Consider the following 20859-nt stretch of genomic DNA (forward strand, 5'->3'; position numbering starts at 1 on the left):
GTTAACTCCGCTATTCACATTTACGCGGCTTACTGTGCAGCAAAGTGTGGAAAGTGGCAATCACCGGCATCGCGGGTGCCTGCCACACCCGCGACACGTTCAGCGCTTACGCCATACTGTAACCTGCGCCACGCTGTGCTGATATTTGCGTGCCGTTTCGCGTATCACGAAAGGGACATCCTGCGGGACGGCAAGCTCTTCAAAATCCGCCGCCAGCAGTCGCTGAAGCGCCTGATAAGTGGTCAGCGCCTCGCCATTTTCGCGAATGCCGCCCAGCCAGTTCTCTTTTGGCGTGTATGCTTCCAGCCAGGTGTAAGGGGAAGAGAGCAGCAGGATGCCGTCAGAGCGGAGCATGTGCGTCACATCGTTTAAAAAGCGCGTCGGCTCTCGCAGGCGATCGATCAGGTTAGACGCCAGCACCAGATCGAAAAGATTGGCCTGCGGCTTCAGGTTACAGGCGTCGCCCTGAACAAAGCGGATACGGCGGGCCTGCGCTTCGCCCAAGCCGAAATCCTTCAGCCGAACCTGACGATAGTCCACCAGATCGCCCTCTTGCTGAACCACATAGCGGAAGTCTTCGCCATGCGTTAACTGAAGCGCCACGTCAATAAAGCGCGCCGAGTAGTCCATCCCTGTGACCTGATCAAAATGGCGAGCCAGTTCGAAGCTGGCGCGGCCGGTCGCGCAGCCAATATCAAGCGCCGCGCCGCGTTTTTCGGTCAACCCGCAGGCAATCTCAACCAGCGCGCTGGCGTAGTTCCGCGTGCCGAAATAGTCGGGGCCGTACTGGAAATCAAGATATTGCGACACCATTTCGTCTGTTTCATAGGGATTGAGTGACATCTTTTCCTGATGCGCAGAGACAACATAGCGAAAACCGGCGTGCTGGAAAAAGTGCCGACGGAAAGCGTAGCGGGCAGATTTCAGCGCCTCGTTGCCGGTTGAGATCCAACTGCCGCCCTTGATCAGCGCATGCTTGCCGTCGAACGTCGGCGTGGAGAAATCATCATAGAGCGGATGCACCCTGAAGCCTTCCAGGCCGTTGGTTGGCGTGGTGGTCCACTGCCAGACGTTGCCGATCAGATCGAAAAATTCGCCCTGCCTGAAGCGATCGACCGGGCAGGATGACGCCCACCAGTCGAGATTGATATTGCCCGGCGCCTGCTGCCAGTCAGGCTGATCGCCCTCTACCTGTTCCCGCAGCAGCAGCCATTCGGCCTCGGAGGGCAACTGGACGGATTGGCCTGTCTGGCTGGCTTTCCAGCGGCAGAAGGCGGCGGCTTCCAGCTGATTAACCTCAACCGGCCAGTCCCACGGCATCGGCACCTCCTGCGCCATCAGACGCAGGCGCGGCGCATCGGGCGAACCCACCCAGAACGTTGGCATCGTCGCCTGCGCGAAGCTGCGCCAGCCCAGCCCCTCTTCATCCCACCAGCGGTCGTCCTGATAGCCGCCAGCGGAGATAAATTCAAAGAATTCTGCGTTGCTGGTCAGCATCTGGCTGGCTTTAAACGGTTTGACTTCGGTGGTCAGCGTGCCGTATTCGTTATCCCAGCCGTAGGTATCATCGGTTTTCCCCTGCGTGACCGTGCCGCCCGCCACCGGCAGCAGCGCGTTCGACGGCACGCTGGCGCGATCGTGTCGCGCGTCAGGGCAAACCGGCCAGTGCGGCTGCGGTTTTACCCACGCCAGCGGTAGCTGGCGGATCAGCACGCTGGAGGTTTCCAGATGGATGCGTTCGTGCTCAATGCCCATCAGGATCACCCAGGCGGGGCTTTGCCAGTCGATGGGTAAGGTCAGCGGCATCCGTTGGATAACGGCTTCAACCTGCGCGCGTACGCGGCCGCGGTAGTCACGCAGCTCTGCCACGCCCGGCCAGGCATAATGGCTGTTGTCGAGGTCATCCCAGCTCATCTCGTCCACGCCTATCGCCATCATCGCTTCAATATGTGGATCGACGCGGCTGTCAATCAGACCGCCCGCGATCAGCTTATTAATATAAAAGGTGGCGGTATGGCCGAAATAGAAAATCAGCGGATGCCGTAGCGAAATCGCTTTGGTGTAATACGCCTGCTCGTCGGCCAGGCAGTCAAACAAGCTTTCGTACAGCGTCCAGGTTTCTCTGAAATAGCCGAGCAGTTCCTGACGTTTCAGTTCTGCGTCGCCGCCGCTCAGCAGCGGCGTACGGGTGGAGGCGGGAAGTCCCGCTTGCGGTAATGACACGTTTGCTCCCGGTATGAATAGCGTTGTTTTTTACTAAAACTATAGCAGGCGCTCTGCCGGGAGCGAGGTACCGCTTAAAAACGCCAGGTTGCCGAGAGGTTGCCGGAGACGGAATCGTAACCGGAGCGGAAAAGATCGCTGGCGATAGCCGCGCCCAGTTCGACCTCTTTGCCCATCAGATAATACAACCCTGCCTGCGCACCCAGCGAATCACGCCCGACGACGCGGTTTTTGCTGTTGAAACGGCTGTTGTTGTAATCAACAAAGCGGGCGTTTTGTACCAGTTCGGTATCAAGCAGCTCGTGATCCCAGGTCAGTTGCAGATTGGCTTTCAACGCATCAGCCGATGAAAGCGACTGATCCCAGTCGCCGCTTACGCCAACGCGTGAGCGCAATGCGTCAAACGTGGTTGAATCAAGCGTTAGCCGGCTGCCGTTGTCGCCGCTTTCGTTGAGCCCACGACGAGAAAGCGCAGTGTAGTTCAGTGCTGCCAGCGGCCCGGCGCTCAGGTTATCACTGAGTGCCCAGCGATAGCCGCCGCCCGCCGTTACCGCGCCGCTGAAGCCGGTCCAGGTAGCGTTAGTGCGTGCCCGATAATCATCGACATTGATAGTACGATCCATCTCGCCGTCTTCGATACCTGCGCGGCCGCTGCCAAAGAGGTAAGCGCCCGCCAGCGGATCGGGGGCATAGCGTGCCTGCACACCCAGATCGAAAGCCGTGGTTTTGCCCTCTCCCGTCTCCGGTGAGTTCACCTTGACCGACTGGCCGCTTACCGCGCCGTGAAAGCCCAGCGTCAGGTTATCTGTACGCTGTTTTTCCGCACCAAACACGACGCCGTAGCTGGAGGCGTCATAACCCACGCTGCCGTGCTGGCGGTCTTGCCAGAAGCCACCGCCGAAAGGTATGGCGAAACTGCGCCACTCGTCGGTGGTGACTTGCGGATCAAGCGCGCGGTCTGCGCTGATGATGTCGTCGATCTGATGCTCGCGGTTAAGCGAACTGGCGAACATGGCGCTGTAGCCAGCAGGTGAAAGCTGGTTTAACGCGCGGGCGACGGTGCTGCCGTCCACGGCCGAGAAATCCAGCGTGCGAAACAGCGGCTGCATGTCTTCACGCGCGTTGGTTACAATGCGGTCCAGCGCCTGGCCTGCCTGCCGGGCGTTCCGCTCCTGTCCGTACTGGCTGTAGGCGTTTTCGGCGCGCAGCAAACTGAACTGATACCCGTTTTCTCCCTGCGGCGTCACCTGCACTTGCAGCGTCGGCGAGCTTAACTGACCATTAACCTCGTTGAAAACGCCGCTGAGGGTATCGGCCTGTATCAGGCTGGCCGAATTGATTTGCCAACCGCTGGCGTACCAGTCGCGTAGCGGAACAACGGTCAGCTGGCCCGCCAGCGCGGCGTTGCCGTTGACGATAAAGGTATCGTGTCCGCCGCTGCCGTCCACTTCCAGCCGCAGTTGTCCGCTCGTACCCTGTTGATAGTCGCCGTTCACGGTTATCTGCCCCAGAGAGTTGCCCGGCGAAACGGTGCCGTTATTCACAAAAAGCTGGTCGGCATTCAGCGTGTATTCGCTGTTGCCGCCCAGCGTGGCGCCGGGCGCGATGGTCATACTGTAAATCTGGTGGGTGCCGTTCAGGGACGTGATGCCGCCCAGCGCGGTCAGCGCAAGGTTGATGCCCGTGATATTCCCCTCGTAGCGTAGCCGGAAATCGGGATCGGTTTGAGCGGTCGCACGACCCTGCGCATCGGCCAGACGACCAAAGGTGAGCTGCGTCAGACGCTGTTCACCGTCGGGCGTCTTCTGATCGTAAAAGGAGTAGATATCACCCTGCAATTGGGCGCCGTTGAGCACGTTAATGGTATTGACCAACGCGTTTTCAGAAATGGAAATGGCGGCGTAAGTCCCGGCCAGTCGCCCGCTGATATCGACATTGTCTGCCAGCGCGCCTTCCAGTTCCGAGCGGTAAGGCAGGAAGTATTCATAGTTGTCATAAATCCACGAACCGCGATATTCCGTCTCGTCGCCCAGCAGGTTATGGCCAAAATTAAAATCGACGGCAATACCGCTGTCGCCCAGCGCCTGAATATCGCCTCGCTGGATGAAGTTGTGATCCTTGCCATAGGCAAACAGCACGCCGCGCCCGTTGAGGCCGTCGGCGTAAATCCGCGTGCCCGGATTGACGATTAAGGTGTTGCCCTGGCCGTCAATACGCACCCCTGCGCCGCCGTCGCCGCGCGTCAGCAGATCCGCCTGCTGGAAAATAGTGTTATTGCTGCCGTAAACGTGCAGCCCCAGACCGAGCGTGGCGGTGTTGTAGGTGCCGGGAAGATAGGCCGTGCCCGCCGCGTTGCGCTGAAAGTAGCCGTGCTGGTTAACCAGCGTCTGGCCGTTGCCATACACTGAAAAACCGAAGAAATTGCGCCGGTCGATCTGATAACCCATATCCTGCATCAGCGCCAGTTCTGCTTCCATAAAGGTGGTGTAGTTGCGATAGTTCTGATGGCTCATCATGCTGTTTTTGAGCTCGCTGTGGCTCATAAAATCGGTATCGATTGAGCCATCAACGCCCAGAATTTTAACCGGCACGCCGCGCATTGCCCCCGCCAGCACCTCGGTGACGTGCTCGCCGGTGAAATAACCTTGATCGCGGCGTACGTCGAACGCCGCAGGATCGTAAGCATTGTCGCAGCCTTGACAGAGAATGGCCTGTTCATACTGCGCCGGGTTGCCGTTGTCGTCGCGCAGATGCTCCGTCCAGGTGCCGAACGTGTCCTCGTAAAACGGGCTGATGGTGGTGCCCGCCTCGTTGGTGAAATAGCCAACGCTGTTAGTGATCCCCAGCCCGTGCGCCAGTTCGTGCCTGACGGTCGCCACCAGATCGAAATCTGTGGCGCGGGGCTGCTGCGAGGGCACATAGGTAATTTTATCGAAATTGAGCCTGCCGAGCACAAACTGACCGTGAGAGCCGTAGGTCAACGCGCCGGGATTATTGCCCGTCATAACGGCCTGAAGTTTGGTCAGACTGAAGCTGTCATCAGAGACGTTATCGCTGAAGCCGGCAGCATTTTCGTCATTGAAGGTACCGACGTTGATAATGGCAGGAAGATATCCCTGCGGTGGCCTGATGATTTCCGCCCAGTATTGCGCCGCCGCCAGAATTTTCGCTTTGTGCTCCGCAGAGATATTTCGCGTTGATTCATAACCTGTGTCGTCATCATTGGGCATAAAGGGCCCATCACCAACGTCAAAAAAGCGCACCTGGAAAACAGCGTTGCCCTGAGGGTTATAAACAAGGTGATTTTCGATAGCAGCTGTTGGAAAAGCGAACGCCACAGACAGTAGCGAAAGCGCTGGCAGGCATTTCATCATTTTAACGTCCTTACGCGAATAAAAAATTCAGGCACAGAAGCACCGTACTGATTACCCGGCGTTTTTTAATTAAAAATGAGGAAATACCGCTAATGACCAACCACTCTCTGTTTTATGGTTTGAAATTATAGGTCATATATTGCAATAACTAATAACGAAAAAATAACGTTTTCCTGACGCGATTTCGGAGTCGGGGGAGAAAAGGAGTCAGGCTTTCTGCCAGCGCCGCAGCAAACGGCTTTTCAGGCCGGTGTCAAAGCGCCAGATATGGTCAAAGATACGCATGATGGCTGGTTTTCCATGATCGGACAGCGCAACCGCGTGGAAGCGCTGCTGCTGCTGGCGCTGATGCTGCTTGATTCGCTGCACCAGCGCATCGGGCAGGCGCTGAGCGATAAAATCAGAGAGGATCACCGCGTCGGCGTCGCGCCAGTCGGGTGAACCCAGCCGCTGGAGAACCGCATCCAGGCAGGCCGCCAGATCGGTGCCGCCGCGAAAACGCTGGCTGAGAAAGCGAATCGCCTGGCTGATGCCGTCAGCGGCGGTCAGCTCATAAGCCACTACGTCATGGGCAAACAGCATGATGTAGCAGCGTCGGTTGTCGGCCAGCGCGACCTTTAACAGCGCCAGGCAAAAAGCTTTGGCGCAACGCTCATTAAAGCCGCCCATTGAGCCGGACGTGTCCACGCAGACGATGAACGGGCCGCGCGGCTGCTCATCGTGCTGCTGATGGGTAACGGGGCGCCGGACGACTTTATCGTGCCAGGCGTCGCCCTGAAGCCGGTAAGTAAGCAGCCGCTTCTCTACCAGGCGGCGATAAAATTCCAGCTCAAGCTCGCCGATGCCCAGCGTCGCCAGTTCCGGCGGCAGCAGCCGCAGAATGTCATCGCTCTGATGCAGACCGCTCACCTCTTCGGGCACGTTATCCGGTTCGCGAACCCACTGATGAAATGCCGCCAGCGGCGCGTCCTGCGACGGGACGGCTTTCGCTTCACGGCTCCGACCCAGCTGCTCTGCGATTTTTTTTAAGGCAGGCTGGTCGGCAAGAAAATCGCCGTAATCAACGATGAGCTGATAGTCATCGTGCTGAAGCGCGCCGCGTGAAAGATCCCACAGCCGGCCCGCCGCCGCCTCGTCGTCATCTGAGAGCACCGGTGAGAGCTGGCCGCTCATCGCCATGCGCTGCTGAAGTTCTTCCAGCAGCTTTTCCCGCTCCCGATCGAGCAATTGCTGATTCAGCGCCAGCGTTTGCAGCGTCAGGCTCAGCCGCCAGCGCTGAAGAAACAGGGTTTGCTGCGGGGGACTGAGATCGCATGACCCGGCGGCATCCACCAGCGCGCAGGCTTTTTCAGCGAAAGGCGACGCGTGTTGGGTAAGATGCGCAACCAGCGCAGGAAGCTGGCGGCAAAAATCCCTGTGGCTCAGGAGCTGAAAATGGCGGAAGCGGCTGAACTCATCGGCCAGCGCCTCCGGCACGGCGCTCACCTTTAGCTGTTCGTGGACCGCCGCCTTCCAGCGCGGCAGATCCTTCAACAGCGCTTTTTTCAACGCGGGGAATTTTTCGAAAAACAGCACCAGCTGCGGGCTGGCGAGAAGGGCGAGCACCACGTCCTCGATCAGCTCATTTTCACTGACGGCGAGGAACAGGCTCAGCGTTTCTAATGAGATCAATGACGCGCCTGCTTAAGCGCGTCCGCCACCTGTTGCAGGCTCTCCTCAATACGCGCCAGCCAGTCGTCGCTGATAAACAGGCAACGGTGCTGCTGGCTGAACCGCGTGCGCTGGGCGTGAAGCCGCGCTTCCACTTCGTCCAGAGCCTGCACGATCTCTTCCGGCAGCGTGCTGCTCTGTGCGCTGCCCGGCAGCGTCAGGCGCGAGGCTTGCAGGCTGACGTCGCGCAACGTCAGGCAGCCGCTGCTGTCGACGTGCAGATCCAGCGACTGCGCGAAGCCGATGCCGTTCAGCTTGCCGCGCGCCTCGCCGCCTTTTTGCAGCCAGTGATCCAGCGCCTCACGGGCCAGGGTGATGTGCGTCACCTGCATATCGTGCAGCTTCAGTGGTTTTTGCAGCATCAGCGTCAGCGTTTCCGCCGCCAGCGCGTCAGGCAGATCGTAATGTGGCCTGCGGCTGAACATACCGCTGTGTTTTTCCAGCCGGATTGCCCTCTGCTCGCTCTTTTCCTGCTCCAGCGCGAGGCGGCGCGAAGCGATCTGCTGCAACGTCATCAGCATTGCCTGCTGCTGCCAGCCCTGCTGGGTGATCAGCGCATCGATTTCACTGTCGAGCAGCTTCATTGACGTCACGTCGTGCCACAGACAGTCTTTCAACAGGATCAAATCGACCGGCGCAATGCTCTGCCGTCCGCTGTAAAACGCGCTGGCCTGAAGCAGATGAATCGCTTTTTTCCAGCGGCGATCGGAGATGTAAGGGGCGTCGGGTTGGTTTTCCAACTGCTGGCGCAGCGTAAAGATCAGTTCAAATACCTCATCAGGCAGCGTGACCTGCGCAATCCCTTTCAGCCACTGGCTATACTCTTCATCAGTGATGCAAAGCGATTCCGCCACCGGATTGTCGTTTTCGTCCTGATGGTGCGTCAGCATACTGCGAAAGTTCTGCTTCTCATGCACGTTGTCCAGCCACAGACGAATGAGCATGCGGTCGTAGAGCGCTTCCAGCCCGCTGTCGGCTTCGGGCAGCTCGTTGGACGCGGTGACCAGCAGACGCATCGGAATGGTTTCTTCACCATCGCCATTGCGGAAACGGCGTTCGTTAATGGCGGTCAGCAAGGTATTGAGAATGGCCGGGCCGGCTTTCCAGATCTCATCAAGGAAGACGATTTCTGCTTCCGGGAGATAGCCTTTGGTCAGCCGCTGATAGCGGCCTTCGTCCTTCAGCGCCTGAATAGAGAGCGGGCCGAAAACCTCTTCCGGCGTGGAGAAACGCGTCATCAGGTATTCAAACGCGCGGGCATGGCGGAACGCGTATTTCAGGCGTCGGGCAATCAGGCTTTTGGCAATGCCGGGCGGGCCGAGCAAAAAGACGCTCTCGCCGCACAGCGCAGCCAGCAGGCAAAGGCGGATCGCATGATGGCGCTCGTAAAGACCTTTTTCCAGCGCGTTGCTCAGGCGTGAGATTCTTTCTGCGATCGGGTAAGGCATAATTAAGCAATCATCCTTCTCTGGCTAACCAGCGTCTTACTGGCAAGCGTAAACACTACTGGTTATGATGCTTGAAAGCGTTGATACGAGTCAGCTTTTTTCTTTACAAAGGGTGACACAGACCATTGAAATTCTTTTCTTCATGAAATCCGGGGTGGGTATTAATAATGAATCGTGCATACTGTGCGCTTTTTGATGGCCTTAAACGGCGTGCGCAATCCCGCGTCTGCCGACTCCCATACAAGATTAGTCTATGAGTAGTGAAAAGAAACAGTCCCTTAGCGCCGTGACGCTGGCGGCAATCGGCGTTGTCTATGGCGATATTGGTACCAGTCCCCTCTATACACTCCGCGAATGCCTGTCCGGCCAGTTTGGTTTCGGCGTTGAACATGACGCGGTGTTCGGCTTTCTCTCACTGATTTTCTGGCTGCTGGTGCTGGTGGTTTCGCTGAAATATCTCAGCTACGTAATGCGCGCCGACAACGCAGGCGAGGGCGGCATTTTAACGCTGATGTCGCTTGCAGGCCGCAATACAGGCGCAAAAGCCACCGCGGCGCTGGTGATCATGGGACTGATCGGCGGCAGCTTTTTCTATGGCGAGGTGGTCATAACGCCGGCGGTATCGGTGCTGTCGGCAATGGAAGGGCTGGAAATTATCGCCCCCAACCTCGATAGCTGGATCGTGCCGCTGGCTATTGGCGTGCTGACGCTGCTTTTTGTGATTCAGAAACACGGCACCGGCATGGTCGGCAAGCTCTTCGCGCCGGTGATGCTGCTGTGGTTCCTGGTGCTGGCCGTGCTCGGCGCGCGCGGCATTATGGCTAACCCCGACGTGCTGCACGCGCTGAATCCGTACTGGGCGATGCACTTCTTTGTTGAATACAAAGAGGTTTCATTCTTCGCGCTGGGCGCGGTGGTGCTGGCGATAACCGGCGTGGAGGCGCTCTATGCCGACATGGGCCACTTCGGGAAGCTGCCGATTCGTCTGGCCTGGTTTACGGTGGTGCTGCCGTCGCTGGTGCTGAACTACTTCGGCCAGGGCGCGCTGCTGCTGAAAAATCCGCAGGCGATCAAAAACCCGTTCTTCCTGCTGGCGCCGGACTGGGCGCTGATCCCGATGCTGATCCTGGCGACGCTGGCGACCGTTATCGCCTCGCAGGCGGTGATTTCCGGCGTGTTCTCGCTGACCCGCCAGGCGGTGCGGCTTGGCTATTTGCCGCCGATGCGCATCGTGCACACCTCGGAAGAAGAGTCCGGGCAGATCTACATTCCGGTGATTAACTGGATACTCTTTTTTGCCGTAGTGATTGTGATCGTTGCTTTCGAGCACTCCAGCAATCTGGCGGCGGCCTATGGCATTGCGGTCACCGGCACGATGGTGCTCACCGCCATTCTCTGCTCCACCGTGGCAATCAAAAACTGGCACTGGAACCGCTATCTGGTGCTGGCGATGCTGGTCGCGATGCTCTGTATCGACCTGTCGCTGTTCTCCGCCAACCTGGTCAAAGTGTTCTCCGGCGGCTGGCTGCCGCTCTGTCTGGCTATCGTGATGTTTATTATCATGACCACGTGGAAGAGCGAGCGTTTCCGCCTGTTGCGCCGCATGCACGAGCACGGCAATTCGCTTGAGGCGATGATTGCTTCGTTAGAGAAATCGCCGCCGGTGCGCGTGTCCGGCACCGCCGTGTATATGTCGCGCGCGCTCAACGTCATTCCGTTCGCGATGCTGCATAATCTCAAGCACAACAAGGTGTTGCACGAGCGCGTGGTGCTGTTGACGCTGCGCACGGAAGATGCGCCTTATGTGCATAACATCCGACGCGTGGCGATTGAGCAGCTTTCACCCACCTTCTGGCGCGTGGTGGCCAGCTACGGCTGGCGCGAAACGCCCAATATGGAAGAGATTTTCCACCGCTGCGGGCTGGAAGGCCTGAACTGTCGGATGATGGAGACGTCGTTTTTTATGTCGCACGAGTCGCTGATTATTGGCAAGCGTCCGTGGTATCTGCGCCTGCGCGGCAAGCTGTTCCTGATGCTACAGAAAAACGCTCTGCGCGCGCCGGATCAGTTCAAAATCCCTCCAAACCGGGTGATCGAACTGGGCACGCAGGTGGAAATTTAAAGGGCCGAAAGGCCTTTTTACCCGCTGAGCGTGACAACAAAGCCGCCCGTCGGCGCATTGTCAAAGCTGACGCGCATGCCGTGCAGCTGCGCGATGCGGCCGACAATCGACAGCCCCAGGCCGCTGCCGGAAAGTTCCTGACCGGGCGGACGATAAAACCGCTCGCCGATGCGGGCCATCGCCTCATCACTGACGCCTGCGCCATTATCACGCACCTCAATGGCGTTCTGTTTCAGCGTCACGCTGACCAGACTGCCCGGTGGACTGTAGCGAATGGCGTTATTCAGCAGGTTTCGTATCATTAACGTCAGCAACAGCGGTTCGCCCTGGCGCAAAACCGCTGTTGGCGGCGCGTGCAGCGAAATCTCCACGTTTTTTTCCTGTGCCTGCGCGTAGTGATCGACAATCGACTGCTGTAGCAATGCAGTAAGATCAACGCGTTGCGTGTCCAGCTCGCTTTCGCTCTCCAGCCGTGAGAGCGTTAACAGCTGATCCACCAGCCGGGTGGCGCGATCGATCCCGACGTCCAGATTGCTCAGCGCATGGCGGCGCATCGCGTCATCATTTTCCGCCAGCTGCGCCACTTCGGCCTGCACCTTCAGCGCGGCCAGCGGGCTTCTCAGTTCATGCGCGGCATCCGAGGTGAAGCGCCGTTCGCGGTTGAGCATGTCGCCGGTGCGGGCAAACAGCGCGTTCAGCTCTGCCAGCAGCGGACGCACCTCCTGCGGAATACGCTGTTCGATCAGCGGTGAAGCATCATCAGCGGCGCGTGTGCGAAGTTGGCGGGCGATGCGTTTCAGCGGGGCCAGCTCGCGGGTGACCAGCCACAGCAGCAGCAGCAGCATCAGCGGCAGGGCGATCAGCCACGGCAGCAGGTTAGTTTGCACGATGTCGCGGGTCATATCATCGCGATACTCCCACTCCTGGCCCACCACCACTACGTAGCGATCGTCCGGCGTGGTCAGCCAGACCATGCGCCATAAATCGTTGTCGCCTTTGAGTTTGCCGTCAATAAAGCCGTTGCGGCTGTAATGAAAAAGAAAGTCTTTGCCGTTATCGCCGTCGTTCATCACCATTTCACCCGCTTTGGTGAAGACCGCGAACGCCAGCGCGTCATCTTCCTGATCGCCGCGATGATGGCGAAGCAGTTTTTTCGTTTTCGGCAACGTAAGCGGATCGTGGCTTAGCTGCTCCGGATTGATAGTCGCCAGCCGTTTCGCAAACAGCATCTGCTGCGTATCGAACAGCTCATTGATTTTATCGCGCGTCTGCCACCAGGCGCCGACGCCGGCCGCGCCCCAGCAGATCAGCGTCAGCACGATAAAACCGGCCATCAGGCGCAGGCGCAGGCTCATCCGACGTCTCCCAGCGTATAACCCACGCCATGAATGGTGCGAATAAAGGTGCTGCCAAGCTTTTTACGCAGATGATGAATATGCACCTCAACCGCATTGCTGGAGACGTCATCGTCCCAGCCGTAAAGTTTCTCTTCAAGCTGCGCACGCGTCAGCACGCGGCCCGCGCTCATCAGAAACAGCTCCAGCAGCGCCAGTTCGCGTGCCTTCAGCGTCAGCGGTTCGCCGTCGAGCGTCACCGTGTGCGAGCGGGTTTCCATTGTTACCGGGCCGTGAGTGAGGGTTGGCTGAAGCTGACCGTGGCGGCGGCGGATCAGCGCCTGAAGCCGCGCGGCCACTTCGCTGAGCGCAAACGGTTTGCACAGGTAGTCGTCCGCGCCCGTATCCAGGCCCGCGATTCTCTGCGCCAGCGCGTCTCTGGCCGTGAGGATCAGCACCGGCACGTCTTCCTTTTGCTGCCGCCATGCGCGCAGGATAGCCAGGCCGTCAACGCCCGGCAGCGTGAGATCTAACACCACGGCGTCATAAGGCGCGCTGCTCAATGCCGCCTGGCCGGTTTTGCCGTCGGTGAACCAGTCCACGCTGAAGCCCATTTTCCCCAGACCAGCGCGAATGCCGTCGCCAATCAATCGATCGTCTTCAATGACCAAGATACGCATTGCCCTGTCCTCATCTCATTTCCTCGGGCTGTTTTACCCTGTGAAGGCTGACATTTCACGGCTTTTCGCCACGTTTCGCGAAATAGTTTTGCCTTAAGATCCTGTTAAGAACCCTGTGGTGTAATCAGCATCGAACGCAACGAAAATGCGGTAAATGCCGCCGAACGCATTGAGGTAAAACGATGAAAAAACATGCTGCTTTATTGGCTATCGCTGCCCTGGTTTCCACACCGGTTCTTGCCGCACAGAGCGGCGGATTTGTCGATCCGAACGCGCCCGCCGCTGCTGTACAAAAGGGGGGCTTCAGCGGCCCGAATGGCACGCAGGCAACGATCAAACAGGCGCAGGATCTGAAAGACGACGACTGGGTGACGATGCGTGGCAATCTTGAAAAGCGCGTGGGCGATGAGGAATATCTTTTCCGTGACGCCACCGGCACGATGACGGTGGAGATCGACGATAAGCGCTGGGAAGGACAAACCGTTTCGCCCGGCGATAAAGTCGAACTACAGGGCAAGCTGGACAAGGATTTCAACTCGCTTGAGCTGGATGTGAAACACATTAAGAAGATTCAGGGCTAATCGGCACAGGCAGGGGATCATGTCTCCTGCCTGTCGTCGTCCAGCAAGGCAACCAGATGCAATACCGCCGGTGAGCGATCTAACCTGCGCCATGCCAGCGCGATATCACTGTGTAACGTGACGTCATTAATGCGATGAAACGTCACGCCAGGATGGCGGATACAGTTCAGCGATTCCGGCACAATGGTAAAACCAAACCCATTCGCCACCATGCCAATAGCTGGCGCGATCTGTGGCGCCTGCTGCCCGGCATGCGGCTGAAACCCTGCTCGCAGGCAGGCGCTGACGATCAGTTCATACAGGCTGGGCGACACCTCCTGAGGAAAGAGAATTAGCGTCTCGTTCCTCAATTGCTCCAGCGATACGCTTGATTTCCCGGCCAGCGCATGTCCCGGCGGCAGCACAGCCACCATTTTCTCACTGGCAATCACCTTGAGATTACAGGCATTGCTGCTCTCACAGGGCAAGCGAATAAACGCCGCATCCAGCACCCCTTCATGCAGATCATGCATCAGCGCAGCCATATTTTGTTCACGGGTATCCATCGCCATCTGCGGATACCTGGCCTGAAAATCCCGCAGCAAGCGATATACCGACGCATGAAACGTCACCGAACTGGCAAAGCCCAACGAGAGTTTGCCGATAACGCCCCGCGCGATGCCCTTCGCCTTCTCTAACGCGTGGCCGCTCAGTTCCAGGATCTGGCAGGCATCCTGATAAAAGGCTTCACCTGCCTGCGTCAGTTCAACGCTGCGGGTAAGCCTTTTCAATAACGGTAAGCCGATCTCCCGTTCGAGACGCAGGATTTGCTGGCTCAGCGGAGGCTGAGAGATCCCAAGCATTTCAGCGGCTCGGGTGAAGTTGTGGGTCTCAGCGACGGCCACAAAATAGCGCAGGTGTCGAAGCTCCATATTAAAAACGTCTCAAGGTTGTGCCTTTTCTATATTGGTATCAGCGGCTGAATCGAGTCAACATTCTATTAATTATTCTTACCTTTTCAATAGCGAGGTTGACATGAAACATTCTGTAACTGATTGTTTATGTGAGCAACAACTGGCGACAACCCTGAGTGGGCTTCAGCAGAAACATCCAGAAAACGTAATTTATCAGACATCGTTAATGAGCGCGCTGTTGAGCGGCGTTTACGAAGGCAGCACCACGGTTGCTGACCTGTTGAAAAAAGGCGACTTTGGCCTGGGCACCTTCAATCAGCTGGATGGCGAGCTGATTGCGTTTGATAACGGCGTCTATCAATTACGTGCCGACGGCAGCGCCCGTGAGGCCGGAAAAGATCAAAAAACGCCGTTCGCGGTGATGACTTTTTTCCGGCCGCAGTACCGTCACTCTTTCAGCCAGCCCGCCAGTCGACAGGCCATTCATGATGTTATCGACAGCCAGGTCACATCAGATAACCAGTTCTGCGCGTTGCGCATTGACGGCCATTTTTCATCAGCGCAGACACGCACAGTTCCCTGCCAGCACCGCCCTTATCGCTCGATGCCGGAAGTGCTGGATCAGCAACCCGTCTTTCACTTTAACCAGCGCAACGGCGTGCTGATTGGTTTTCGCACGCCGCAATACATGCAGGGCATTAACGTTGCAGGCTATCACGAACACTTTATTACCGATGATCGGCAGGGCGGCGGACACCTGCTTGACTATCAGCTGGAGCAGGGCGTCCTGACCTTTGGCGAAATCAGCAAACTGATCGTCGACCTGCCGCAAGACAGCGATTTTTTGCGGGCAAATTTGAATCCTGACGATCTGGATGCTGCCATCCGTTCCGTTGAAAGCTAACGTCTTAAGGAGTCGTAATGAAAAACCCAACTGATGTTCAGATCTGGCAGCATGGCGCTGATTTAGTGGTGGCGCAGCTGGAAGCGCAGGGCGTGAAGCAGGTTTTTGGCATTCCTGGCGCGAAAATCGATAAGGTATTCGATTCGCTGGTGGACTCCTCTATCCAGACCATTCCGGTACGTCATGAAGCCAATGCCGCGTTTATGGCGGCGGCGGTGGGACGACTGACCGGAAACGCGGGCGTGGCGCTGGTCACCTCAGGCCCAGGCTGTTCAAACCTGATTACCGGTATGGCAACCGCCACCAGCGAGGGCGATCCGGTGGTGGCGCTGGGCGGGGCGGTGAAGCGCGCCGACAGCGCAAAACAGGTGCATCAGAGTATGGACACGGTTGCCATGTTTCGTCCGGTCACCAAATATGCGGTGGAAGTCACGGATGCTAACGCGCTCTCTGAAATCCTTTCCAATGCCTTTCGTCATGCGGAATATGGTCGCGGTGGCGGCGCCTTTGTCAGCCTGCCACAGGATATTGTTGACCAACCGGCGCGGGGCAACATGCTTGTCAGCAAAGGGCATATGCTGGCTGGCCCGGCGCCGGATGTGGCGATTGAGGCGGTGGCCGCACAAATCGCTCAGGCGAAAAATCCCGTTTTATTGCTCGGCCTGATGGCCAGCCAGCCGGAAAACAGCGAAGCGCTCCATCGCCTGTTAGAACGCAGCCATATTCCGGTTACCAGTACCTATCAGGCTGCCGGTGCCGTACGGCAGGAGCATTTCTCGCGGTTTGCCGGTCGGGTTGGCCTGTTTAATAACCAGGCGGGGGATCGTCTTCTTCGCCAGGCCGATCTGATTGTTACCATCGGCTACAGTCCGGTCGAGTATGAGCCCACCCTGTGGAATAGCGGAACCGCGACCCTGGTTCATATTGATGTGCTGCCGGCGGATGTGGATAACAACTATATGCCGGATGCCGAACTGATAGGAAATATCGCCGCCACGCTGGAGAAACTGGCAGCGCGTATCCCTTCACCTTTGCAACTCAGCGCGCAGGCTGCCTCAATTTTGCAGGATCGCCAGCAACAGCGGAAATTGCTGTCGCTTCAGGGGCAGAGCCTTAATCAGTTTGCTCTGCACCCGTTGCGTATCGTGCGGGCGATGCAGGACATCATCAATAGCGACGTCACCCTGACGGTAGACATGGGCAGTTTCCATATCTGGATCGCCCGATACCTTTACAGCTTCCGCGCCCGCCAGATCATGATCTCTAACGGTCAACAAACGATGGGTGTCGCGCTGCCGTGGGCAATTGGCGCCTGGCTGGTGGATCCCAGCCGTAAAGTGGTCTCCGTTTCGGGTGATGGCGGCTTCCTTCAGTCGAGCATGGAACTGGAGACGGCGGTCAGGCTGAAAGCCAACGTGCTGCACATCATCTGGGTGGACGAGGAATACAACATGGTGGCGATGCAGGAGCAGAAAAAATATCAGCGCGTATCCGGGGTGAAATTCGGGCCGGTAGATTTTAAAGCCTATGCCGAAGCATTTGGCGCCGCGGGTTTTGCCGTGGAAAGCGCCAGCGCGCTGGAGCCTGTGTTGCGTAAGGCAATGGATGTACCGGGCCCCGCCGTAGTGGCGATACCGGTGGATTATAGCGATAACCCGATGCTTATGGGTCAGTTGCATCTGAGTCAGATTCTTTAAATACGGTTAAGGAGCAGACATGAAAAACAAAGTAGCATTCGTCACCGGCAGCGGTCAGGGAATTGGCAAAGCCATTGCGTTACGACTGGCGAAAGACGGCTTTTCCGTGGCGGTGGCGGACTTTAACAGTCAGACCGCCCGCCAGGTTGCCGATGAAATCATCCAGGCAGGCGGCAAAGCCGTGGCGGTGACGGTGGACGTTTCAAAACGCGATCGGGTGTTTGCCGCCGTTGAAGAGGCGCGCAACGCGCTGGGCGGCTTTGATGTCATTGTTAACAACGCGGGCGTGGCGCCGACCACGCCCATTGAGGAGATCAGCGCTGAAATTGTGGATAAAGTCTACGATATCAACGTTAAAGGCGTGATCTGGGGAATTCAGGCGGCCGTGGCGGCTTTCAAAGCGGAAGGCCACGGCGGCAAGATCATCAATGCCTGTTCCCAGGCCGGGCATGTGGGCAACCCTGAACTGGCTGTTTACAGCTCCAGTAAATTTGCCGTTCGCGGCCTGACACAAACCGCAGCGCGCGATCTGGCCCCGGCGGGCATTACCGTTAATGGCTACTGTCCGGGCATAGTTAAAACGCCTATGTGGGACGAGATCGATCGTCAGGTATCCCGCCAGGCGGGACAGCCCGCTGGCTACGGCACGGCCGAATTTGCTAAACGTATTACGCTTGGCCGTCTTTCTGAACCCGAAGACGTTGCCGCCTGCGTCTCCTTCCTGGCGGGCCCCGATTCAAATTATATGACTGGCCAGTCATTACTGATTGATGGCGGCATGGTCTTCAATTAAGTCTCTCAGCGCATGGCCGGTTTACGCCGGCTATTTTCGCGCGGCATGAACTCAAAGACCCTCCCTGACAACGTTTTTAACCTGGTCAGCGAAACGTTTCGATAGCGATCACATTTCCATAACTTTCCCGTTGAATTCTTAAACGCCTCTTTTACACTCATCGGCAGCGAAACGTTTCGCTCTGGAGTGAATGATGAAAAAAGGCGCCTTACTACATTCTGAAATCTCTTATCTTGTCTCCCGTCTGGGCCACACCGACAGCCTGACGATCGGCGATGCGGGCCTGCCCATTCCGACCGGCCCGCAGCGCATTGACCTGGCGGTAACGCAGGGCGTGCCCACTTTTATGCAGGTGGTGGAAGCGGTAACGCAGGAGATGCAGGTCGAGAGCGCTGTCATCGCGGAAGAGATCCACTCGCATAATCCACAGCTCCATAGCGAACTGCTCGCCCTGCTCGATTTGCTGCAAAAGCACCAGGGAAACCGCATTAATATTCAGTACGTCAGCCACCAGCAGTTTAAACAGCAAACGCAGCGCAGCAGGGCGGTCATTCGCAGCGGAGAGTGTTCTCCCTATGCGAATATCATCCTCTGCGCCGGCGTCACTTTCTGAGGTCGCGATGCAACCTTTATTGCAACTCAAGGGTATTGATAAATCGTTTCCCGGCGTGAAGGCGCTCTCCGGCGCCGCACTGAATGTATGGCCGGGCCGCGTGATGGCGCTGGTCGGTGAAAACGGCGCGGGCAAATCCACCATGATGAAGGTGATGACCGGTATTTATCCACGCGACGCCGGATCGGTGTTGTGGCTGGGTAACGAAACCACGTTCAATGGGCCGAAAGCCTCGCAGGAAGCAGGTATTGGCATTATTCATCAGGAGCTGAACCTGATCCCGCAGCTCAGCATTGCGGAAAATATCTTTCTTGGCCGCGAGTTCGTTAACGGCTTTGGCTGCATCAACTGGAAAAAGATGCACGCCGAGGCGGATGTGCTGCTGAAGCGGTTGAACCTGCGCTTTAACAGTCACCGGCTGGTGGGCGAGCTGTCGATTGGCGATCAGCAGATGGTCGAAATCGCTAAAGTACTGAGCTACGAGTCAAAAGTCATCGTGATGGACGAGCCGACGGATGCGCTGACCGATACGGAAACCGTGTCGCTGTTTCGCGTTATTCGTGAGCTGAAGGCGCAGGGTTGCGGCATTGTTTATATCTCGCACCGCATGAAAGAGATTTTTGAAATTTGCGACGACGTGACTATTTTCCGCGACGGTCAGTTTATCGCTGAGCGCCCGGTTAACGGCCTCGATGAAGCCTCGCTGATTGAGATGATGGTCGGGCGCAAGCTGGAAGAGCAGTATCCACGGCTGGATAAAGCGCCGGGTGACGTTCGCCTGCGGGTGGAAAACCTGAGCGGGCCCGGCGTCGATAACGTCAGCTTTTCGCTGCGTAAAGGCGAAATTCTTGGCGTGGCCGGGCTGATGGGCGCGGGCCGCACCGAACTGATGAAAGTACTGTATGGCGCTTTTCCGCGCACCAGCGGCAGCGTGACGCTTGACGGTAAAAAGGTCATCACGCAGACGCCGGAAGACGGACTGCGCCACGGCATCGTTTATATCTCTGAGGATCGCAAGCGCGACGGGCTGGTGCTGGGCATGTCGGTAAAAGAGAACATGTCGCTCACCGCACTGGACTATTTCAGCCATCGCGGCGGACGCCTGAAGCACGCGGAAGAGCAGATGGCGGTCGGCGATTTCATCGAACTGTTTAATGTGAAAACGCCGTCAATGGAGCAGCCTGTTGGCCTGCTTTCCGGCGGCAATCAGCAGAAAATTGCCATTGCGCGCGGGCTGATGACGCGGCCAAAAGTGCTGATCCTTGATGAACCCACGCGCGGCGTTGATGTGGGCGCGAAGAAAGAAATTTACCAGTTAATCAATCAGTTCAAAGACGAGGGGCTGAGTATCATCCTGATCTCCTCGGAAATGCCGGAGGTGCTTGGCATGAGCGATCGCGTACTGGTGATGCATGAAGGCCGCCTGAGCGGCGATTTCCCCATTGAACAGGCCACGCAGGAAGTGCTGATGGCGGCGGCAGTAGGTAAGCAAAATAGCGCGGAGCTGGCAATATAATGAACACCCAAACTCTTCAGGCCAATCGTATTTTCAGTAAAGCCTGGCTGCTGGAGCAGAAATCGCTGATCGCGCTGCTTGTGCTGATTGCGATTGTTTCCAGCATGAGCCCGAACTTTTTCACCGTGAACAACATGTTCAACATCCTGCAACAGACCTCGGTCAACGCCATTATGGCCGTCGGGATGACGCTGGTGATCCTGACATCAGGTATCGATCTCTCGGTCGGTTCGCTACTGGCGCTGACCGGCGCGGTAGGCGCGTCGCTGGTCGGCATGGAGGTGAACGCGCTGGTGGCCGTTGCGGCTTCGCTGGCGCTCGGCACCGTTATTGGTGCGGTAACCGGCAGCATTATCGCGAAAGGCAAGGTGCAGGCGTTTATCGCCACGCTGGTAATGATGCTGCTGTTGCGCGGCGTTACCATGGTTTATACCGACGGCAGCCCGATCAATACCGGCTTTAACGACAACGCCGACCTGCTCGGCTGGTTTGGCATCGGTCGTCCGCTGGGCATCCCGACGCCGATATGGCTGATGGCGATTGTCTTCCTGCTGGCGTGGTACATGCTGCATCACACCCGTCTGGGACGCTACATCTATGCGCTGGGCGGCAACGAGGCGGCAACCCGTCTCTCCGGCATCAGCGTCAGCCGCATCAAGATCGTTGTTTATGCCCTCAGCGGCATGCTGGCCGCGCTGGCCAGCACCATCGAAGTGGCGCGTCTCTCCTCGGCGCAGCCAACGGCGGGGACGGGGTATGAACTGGATGCGATTGCGGCGGTGGTGCTTGGCGGCACCAGTCTGGCGGGCGGCAAGGGCCGGATAATGGGTACGCTGATTGGTGCACTGATCCTCGGATTTTTGAACAACGGGCTGAACCTGCTCGGCGTGTCGTCTTACTACCAAATGATCGTCAAAGCTGTCGTCATTTTGCTGGCGGTGCTGGTAGATAACAAAAGCAGTAAATAACTC

At 57.5% G+C, this 20859-nt stretch carries 15 protein-coding genes; 8 read left to right on the forward strand and 7 right to left on the reverse strand.

What is annotated here, in order from left to right:
- Positions 1-99 precede the first annotated feature (99 nt).
- The 4 genes from ovoA to ravA all read right to left on the reverse strand — a co-directional run bounded on the left by ovoA (position 100) and on the right by ravA (position 8755).
- On the reverse strand, positions 100-2223 hold the full coding sequence (gene ovoA / locus FA91_RS18725; protein WP_034918238.1) for a 5-histidylcysteine sulfoxide synthase: 2124 nt from the start codon (positions 2221-2223) through the stop codon (positions 100-102).
- A gap of 74 nt (positions 2224-2297) precedes the next feature.
- Positions 2298-5597: an autotransporter outer membrane beta-barrel domain-containing protein gene (locus FA91_RS18730; RefSeq protein WP_034918241.1), complete on the reverse strand. Its 3300-nt coding sequence runs from the start codon at positions 5595-5597 to the stop codon at positions 2298-2300.
- Positions 5598-5804: 207 nt separating this feature from the next.
- The gene (gene viaA / locus FA91_RS18735; RefSeq protein ID WP_034918243.1) at positions 5805-7268 is read right to left on the reverse strand and encodes an ATPase RavA stimulator ViaA; all 1464 of its coding nucleotides are present in this window, start codon (positions 7266-7268) and stop codon (positions 5805-5807) included.
- Positions 7265-8755: an ATPase RavA gene (ravA, locus tag FA91_RS18740; protein ID WP_034918246.1), complete on the reverse strand. Its 1491-nt coding sequence runs from the start codon at positions 8753-8755 to the stop codon at positions 7265-7267. Before ravA ends, viaA begins: the two co-directional genes overlap by 4 nt.
- A gap of 253 nt (positions 8756-9008) precedes the next feature.
- On the opposite strand from ravA, the gene kup reads away from it, so the two are divergent.
- Positions 9009-10877 carry a low affinity potassium transporter Kup gene (kup, locus tag FA91_RS18745; protein ID WP_034918248.1) on the forward strand — a complete coding sequence of 623 codons (1869 nt, stop codon included), beginning with the start codon at positions 9009-9011 and terminating at the stop codon, positions 10875-10877.
- A gap of 17 nt (positions 10878-10894) precedes the next feature.
- Here the strand turns inward: kup and qseC are convergent, their stop codons facing one another.
- Positions 10895-12232 (reverse strand): quorum sensing histidine kinase QseC, encoded by a 1338-nt coding sequence (qseC, locus tag FA91_RS18750; protein ID WP_034918251.1) that lies wholly within the window; start codon positions 12230-12232, stop codon positions 10895-10897.
- On the reverse strand, positions 12229-12891 hold the full coding sequence (qseB, locus tag FA91_RS18755; RefSeq protein ID WP_034918254.1) for a quorum sensing response regulator transcription factor QseB: 663 nt from the start codon (positions 12889-12891) through the stop codon (positions 12229-12231). Before qseB ends, qseC begins: the two co-directional genes overlap by 4 nt.
- A 182-nt stretch (positions 12892-13073) precedes the next feature.
- On the opposite strand from qseB, the gene FA91_RS18760 reads away from it, so the two are divergent.
- The gene (locus FA91_RS18760; protein WP_034918257.1) at positions 13074-13472 is read left to right on the forward strand and encodes a YgiW/YdeI family stress tolerance OB fold protein; all 399 of its coding nucleotides are present in this window, start codon (positions 13074-13076) and stop codon (positions 13470-13472) included.
- A 17-nt stretch (positions 13473-13489) separates the two neighbouring features.
- Here the strand turns inward: FA91_RS18760 and FA91_RS18765 are convergent, their stop codons facing one another.
- On the reverse strand, positions 13490-14383 hold the full coding sequence (locus FA91_RS18765) for a LysR family transcriptional regulator (RefSeq protein WP_034918260.1): 894 nt from the start codon (positions 14381-14383) through the stop codon (positions 13490-13492).
- Positions 14384-14486: 103 nt separating this feature from the next.
- On the opposite strand from FA91_RS18765, the gene budA reads away from it, so the two are divergent.
- From budA to rbsC, 6 genes are all read left to right on the forward strand, one after another.
- Positions 14487-15269, forward strand: a complete 783-nt coding sequence (gene budA, locus FA91_RS18770; RefSeq protein WP_034918262.1) for an acetolactate decarboxylase — start codon at positions 14487-14489, stop codon at positions 15267-15269.
- Positions 15270-15286: 17 nt separating this feature from the next.
- Positions 15287-16966 carry an acetolactate synthase AlsS gene (gene alsS / locus FA91_RS18775; protein ID WP_034918265.1) on the forward strand — a complete coding sequence of 560 codons (1680 nt, stop codon included), beginning with the start codon at positions 15287-15289 and terminating at the stop codon, positions 16964-16966.
- A gap of 19 nt (positions 16967-16985) precedes the next feature.
- A complete protein-coding gene (locus FA91_RS18780; RefSeq protein WP_034918267.1) occupies positions 16986-17759 on the forward strand; it encodes a (S)-acetoin forming diacetyl reductase in 774 nt (257 codons plus the stop codon).
- Between the two features lie 193 nt (positions 17760-17952).
- A complete protein-coding gene (gene rbsD / locus FA91_RS18785) occupies positions 17953-18372 on the forward strand; it encodes a D-ribose pyranase (RefSeq protein WP_034918270.1) in 420 nt (139 codons plus the stop codon).
- Between the two features lie 7 nt (positions 18373-18379).
- Entirely contained in the window at positions 18380-19888 is a 1509-nt protein-coding gene (gene rbsA / locus FA91_RS18790) for a ribose ABC transporter ATP-binding protein RbsA (protein ID WP_034918273.1), read from the forward strand.
- Entirely contained in the window at positions 19888-20856 is a 969-nt protein-coding gene (rbsC, locus tag FA91_RS18795; RefSeq protein WP_034918276.1) for a ribose ABC transporter permease, read from the forward strand. Before rbsA ends, rbsC begins: the two co-directional genes overlap by 1 nt.
- Positions 20857-20859 lie beyond the last annotated feature (3 nt).

Source organism: Erwinia sp. 9145 (assembly GCF_000745075.1).
In the GTDB taxonomy this organism is placed as follows: domain Bacteria; phylum Pseudomonadota; class Gammaproteobacteria; order Enterobacterales; family Enterobacteriaceae; genus Erwinia; species Erwinia oleae.

Bases quoted from the DNA above. Each gene is read 5' to 3' on its own strand.
- rbsC (WP_034918276.1), top strand. From the start codon at position 19,888: ATGAACACCCAAACTCTTCAGGCCAATCGTATTTTCAGTAAAGCCTGG.
- alsS (WP_034918265.1), top strand. From the start codon at position 15,287: ATGAAAAACCCAACTGATGTTCAGATCTGGCAGCATGGCGCTGATTTA.
- ravA (WP_034918246.1), bottom strand. From the start codon at position 8,755: ATGCCTTACCCGATCGCAGAAAGAATCTCACGCCTGAGCAACGCGCTG.
- rbsA (WP_034918273.1), top strand. From the start codon at position 18,380: ATGCAACCTTTATTGCAACTCAAGGGTATTGATAAATCGTTTCCCGGC.
- FA91_RS18760 (WP_034918257.1), top strand. From the start codon at position 13,074: ATGAAAAAACATGCTGCTTTATTGGCTATCGCTGCCCTGGTTTCCACA.
- rbsD (WP_034918270.1), top strand. From the start codon at position 17,953: ATGAAAAAAGGCGCCTTACTACATTCTGAAATCTCTTATCTTGTCTCC.
- qseB (WP_034918254.1), bottom strand. From the start codon at position 12,891: ATGCGTATCTTGGTCATTGAAGACGATCGATTGATTGGCGACGGCATT.
- budA (WP_034918262.1), top strand. From the start codon at position 14,487: ATGAAACATTCTGTAACTGATTGTTTATGTGAGCAACAACTGGCGACA.
- FA91_RS18780 (WP_034918267.1), top strand. From the start codon at position 16,986: ATGAAAAACAAAGTAGCATTCGTCACCGGCAGCGGTCAGGGAATTGGC.
- FA91_RS18765 (WP_034918260.1), bottom strand. From the start codon at position 14,383: ATGGAGCTTCGACACCTGCGCTATTTTGTGGCCGTCGCTGAGACCCAC.
- FA91_RS18730 (WP_034918241.1), bottom strand. From the start codon at position 5,597: ATGATGAAATGCCTGCCAGCGCTTTCGCTACTGTCTGTGGCGTTCGCT.
- qseC (WP_034918251.1), bottom strand. From the start codon at position 12,232: ATGAGCCTGCGCCTGCGCCTGATGGCCGGTTTTATCGTGCTGACGCTG.
- kup (WP_034918248.1), top strand. From the start codon at position 9,009: ATGAGTAGTGAAAAGAAACAGTCCCTTAGCGCCGTGACGCTGGCGGCA.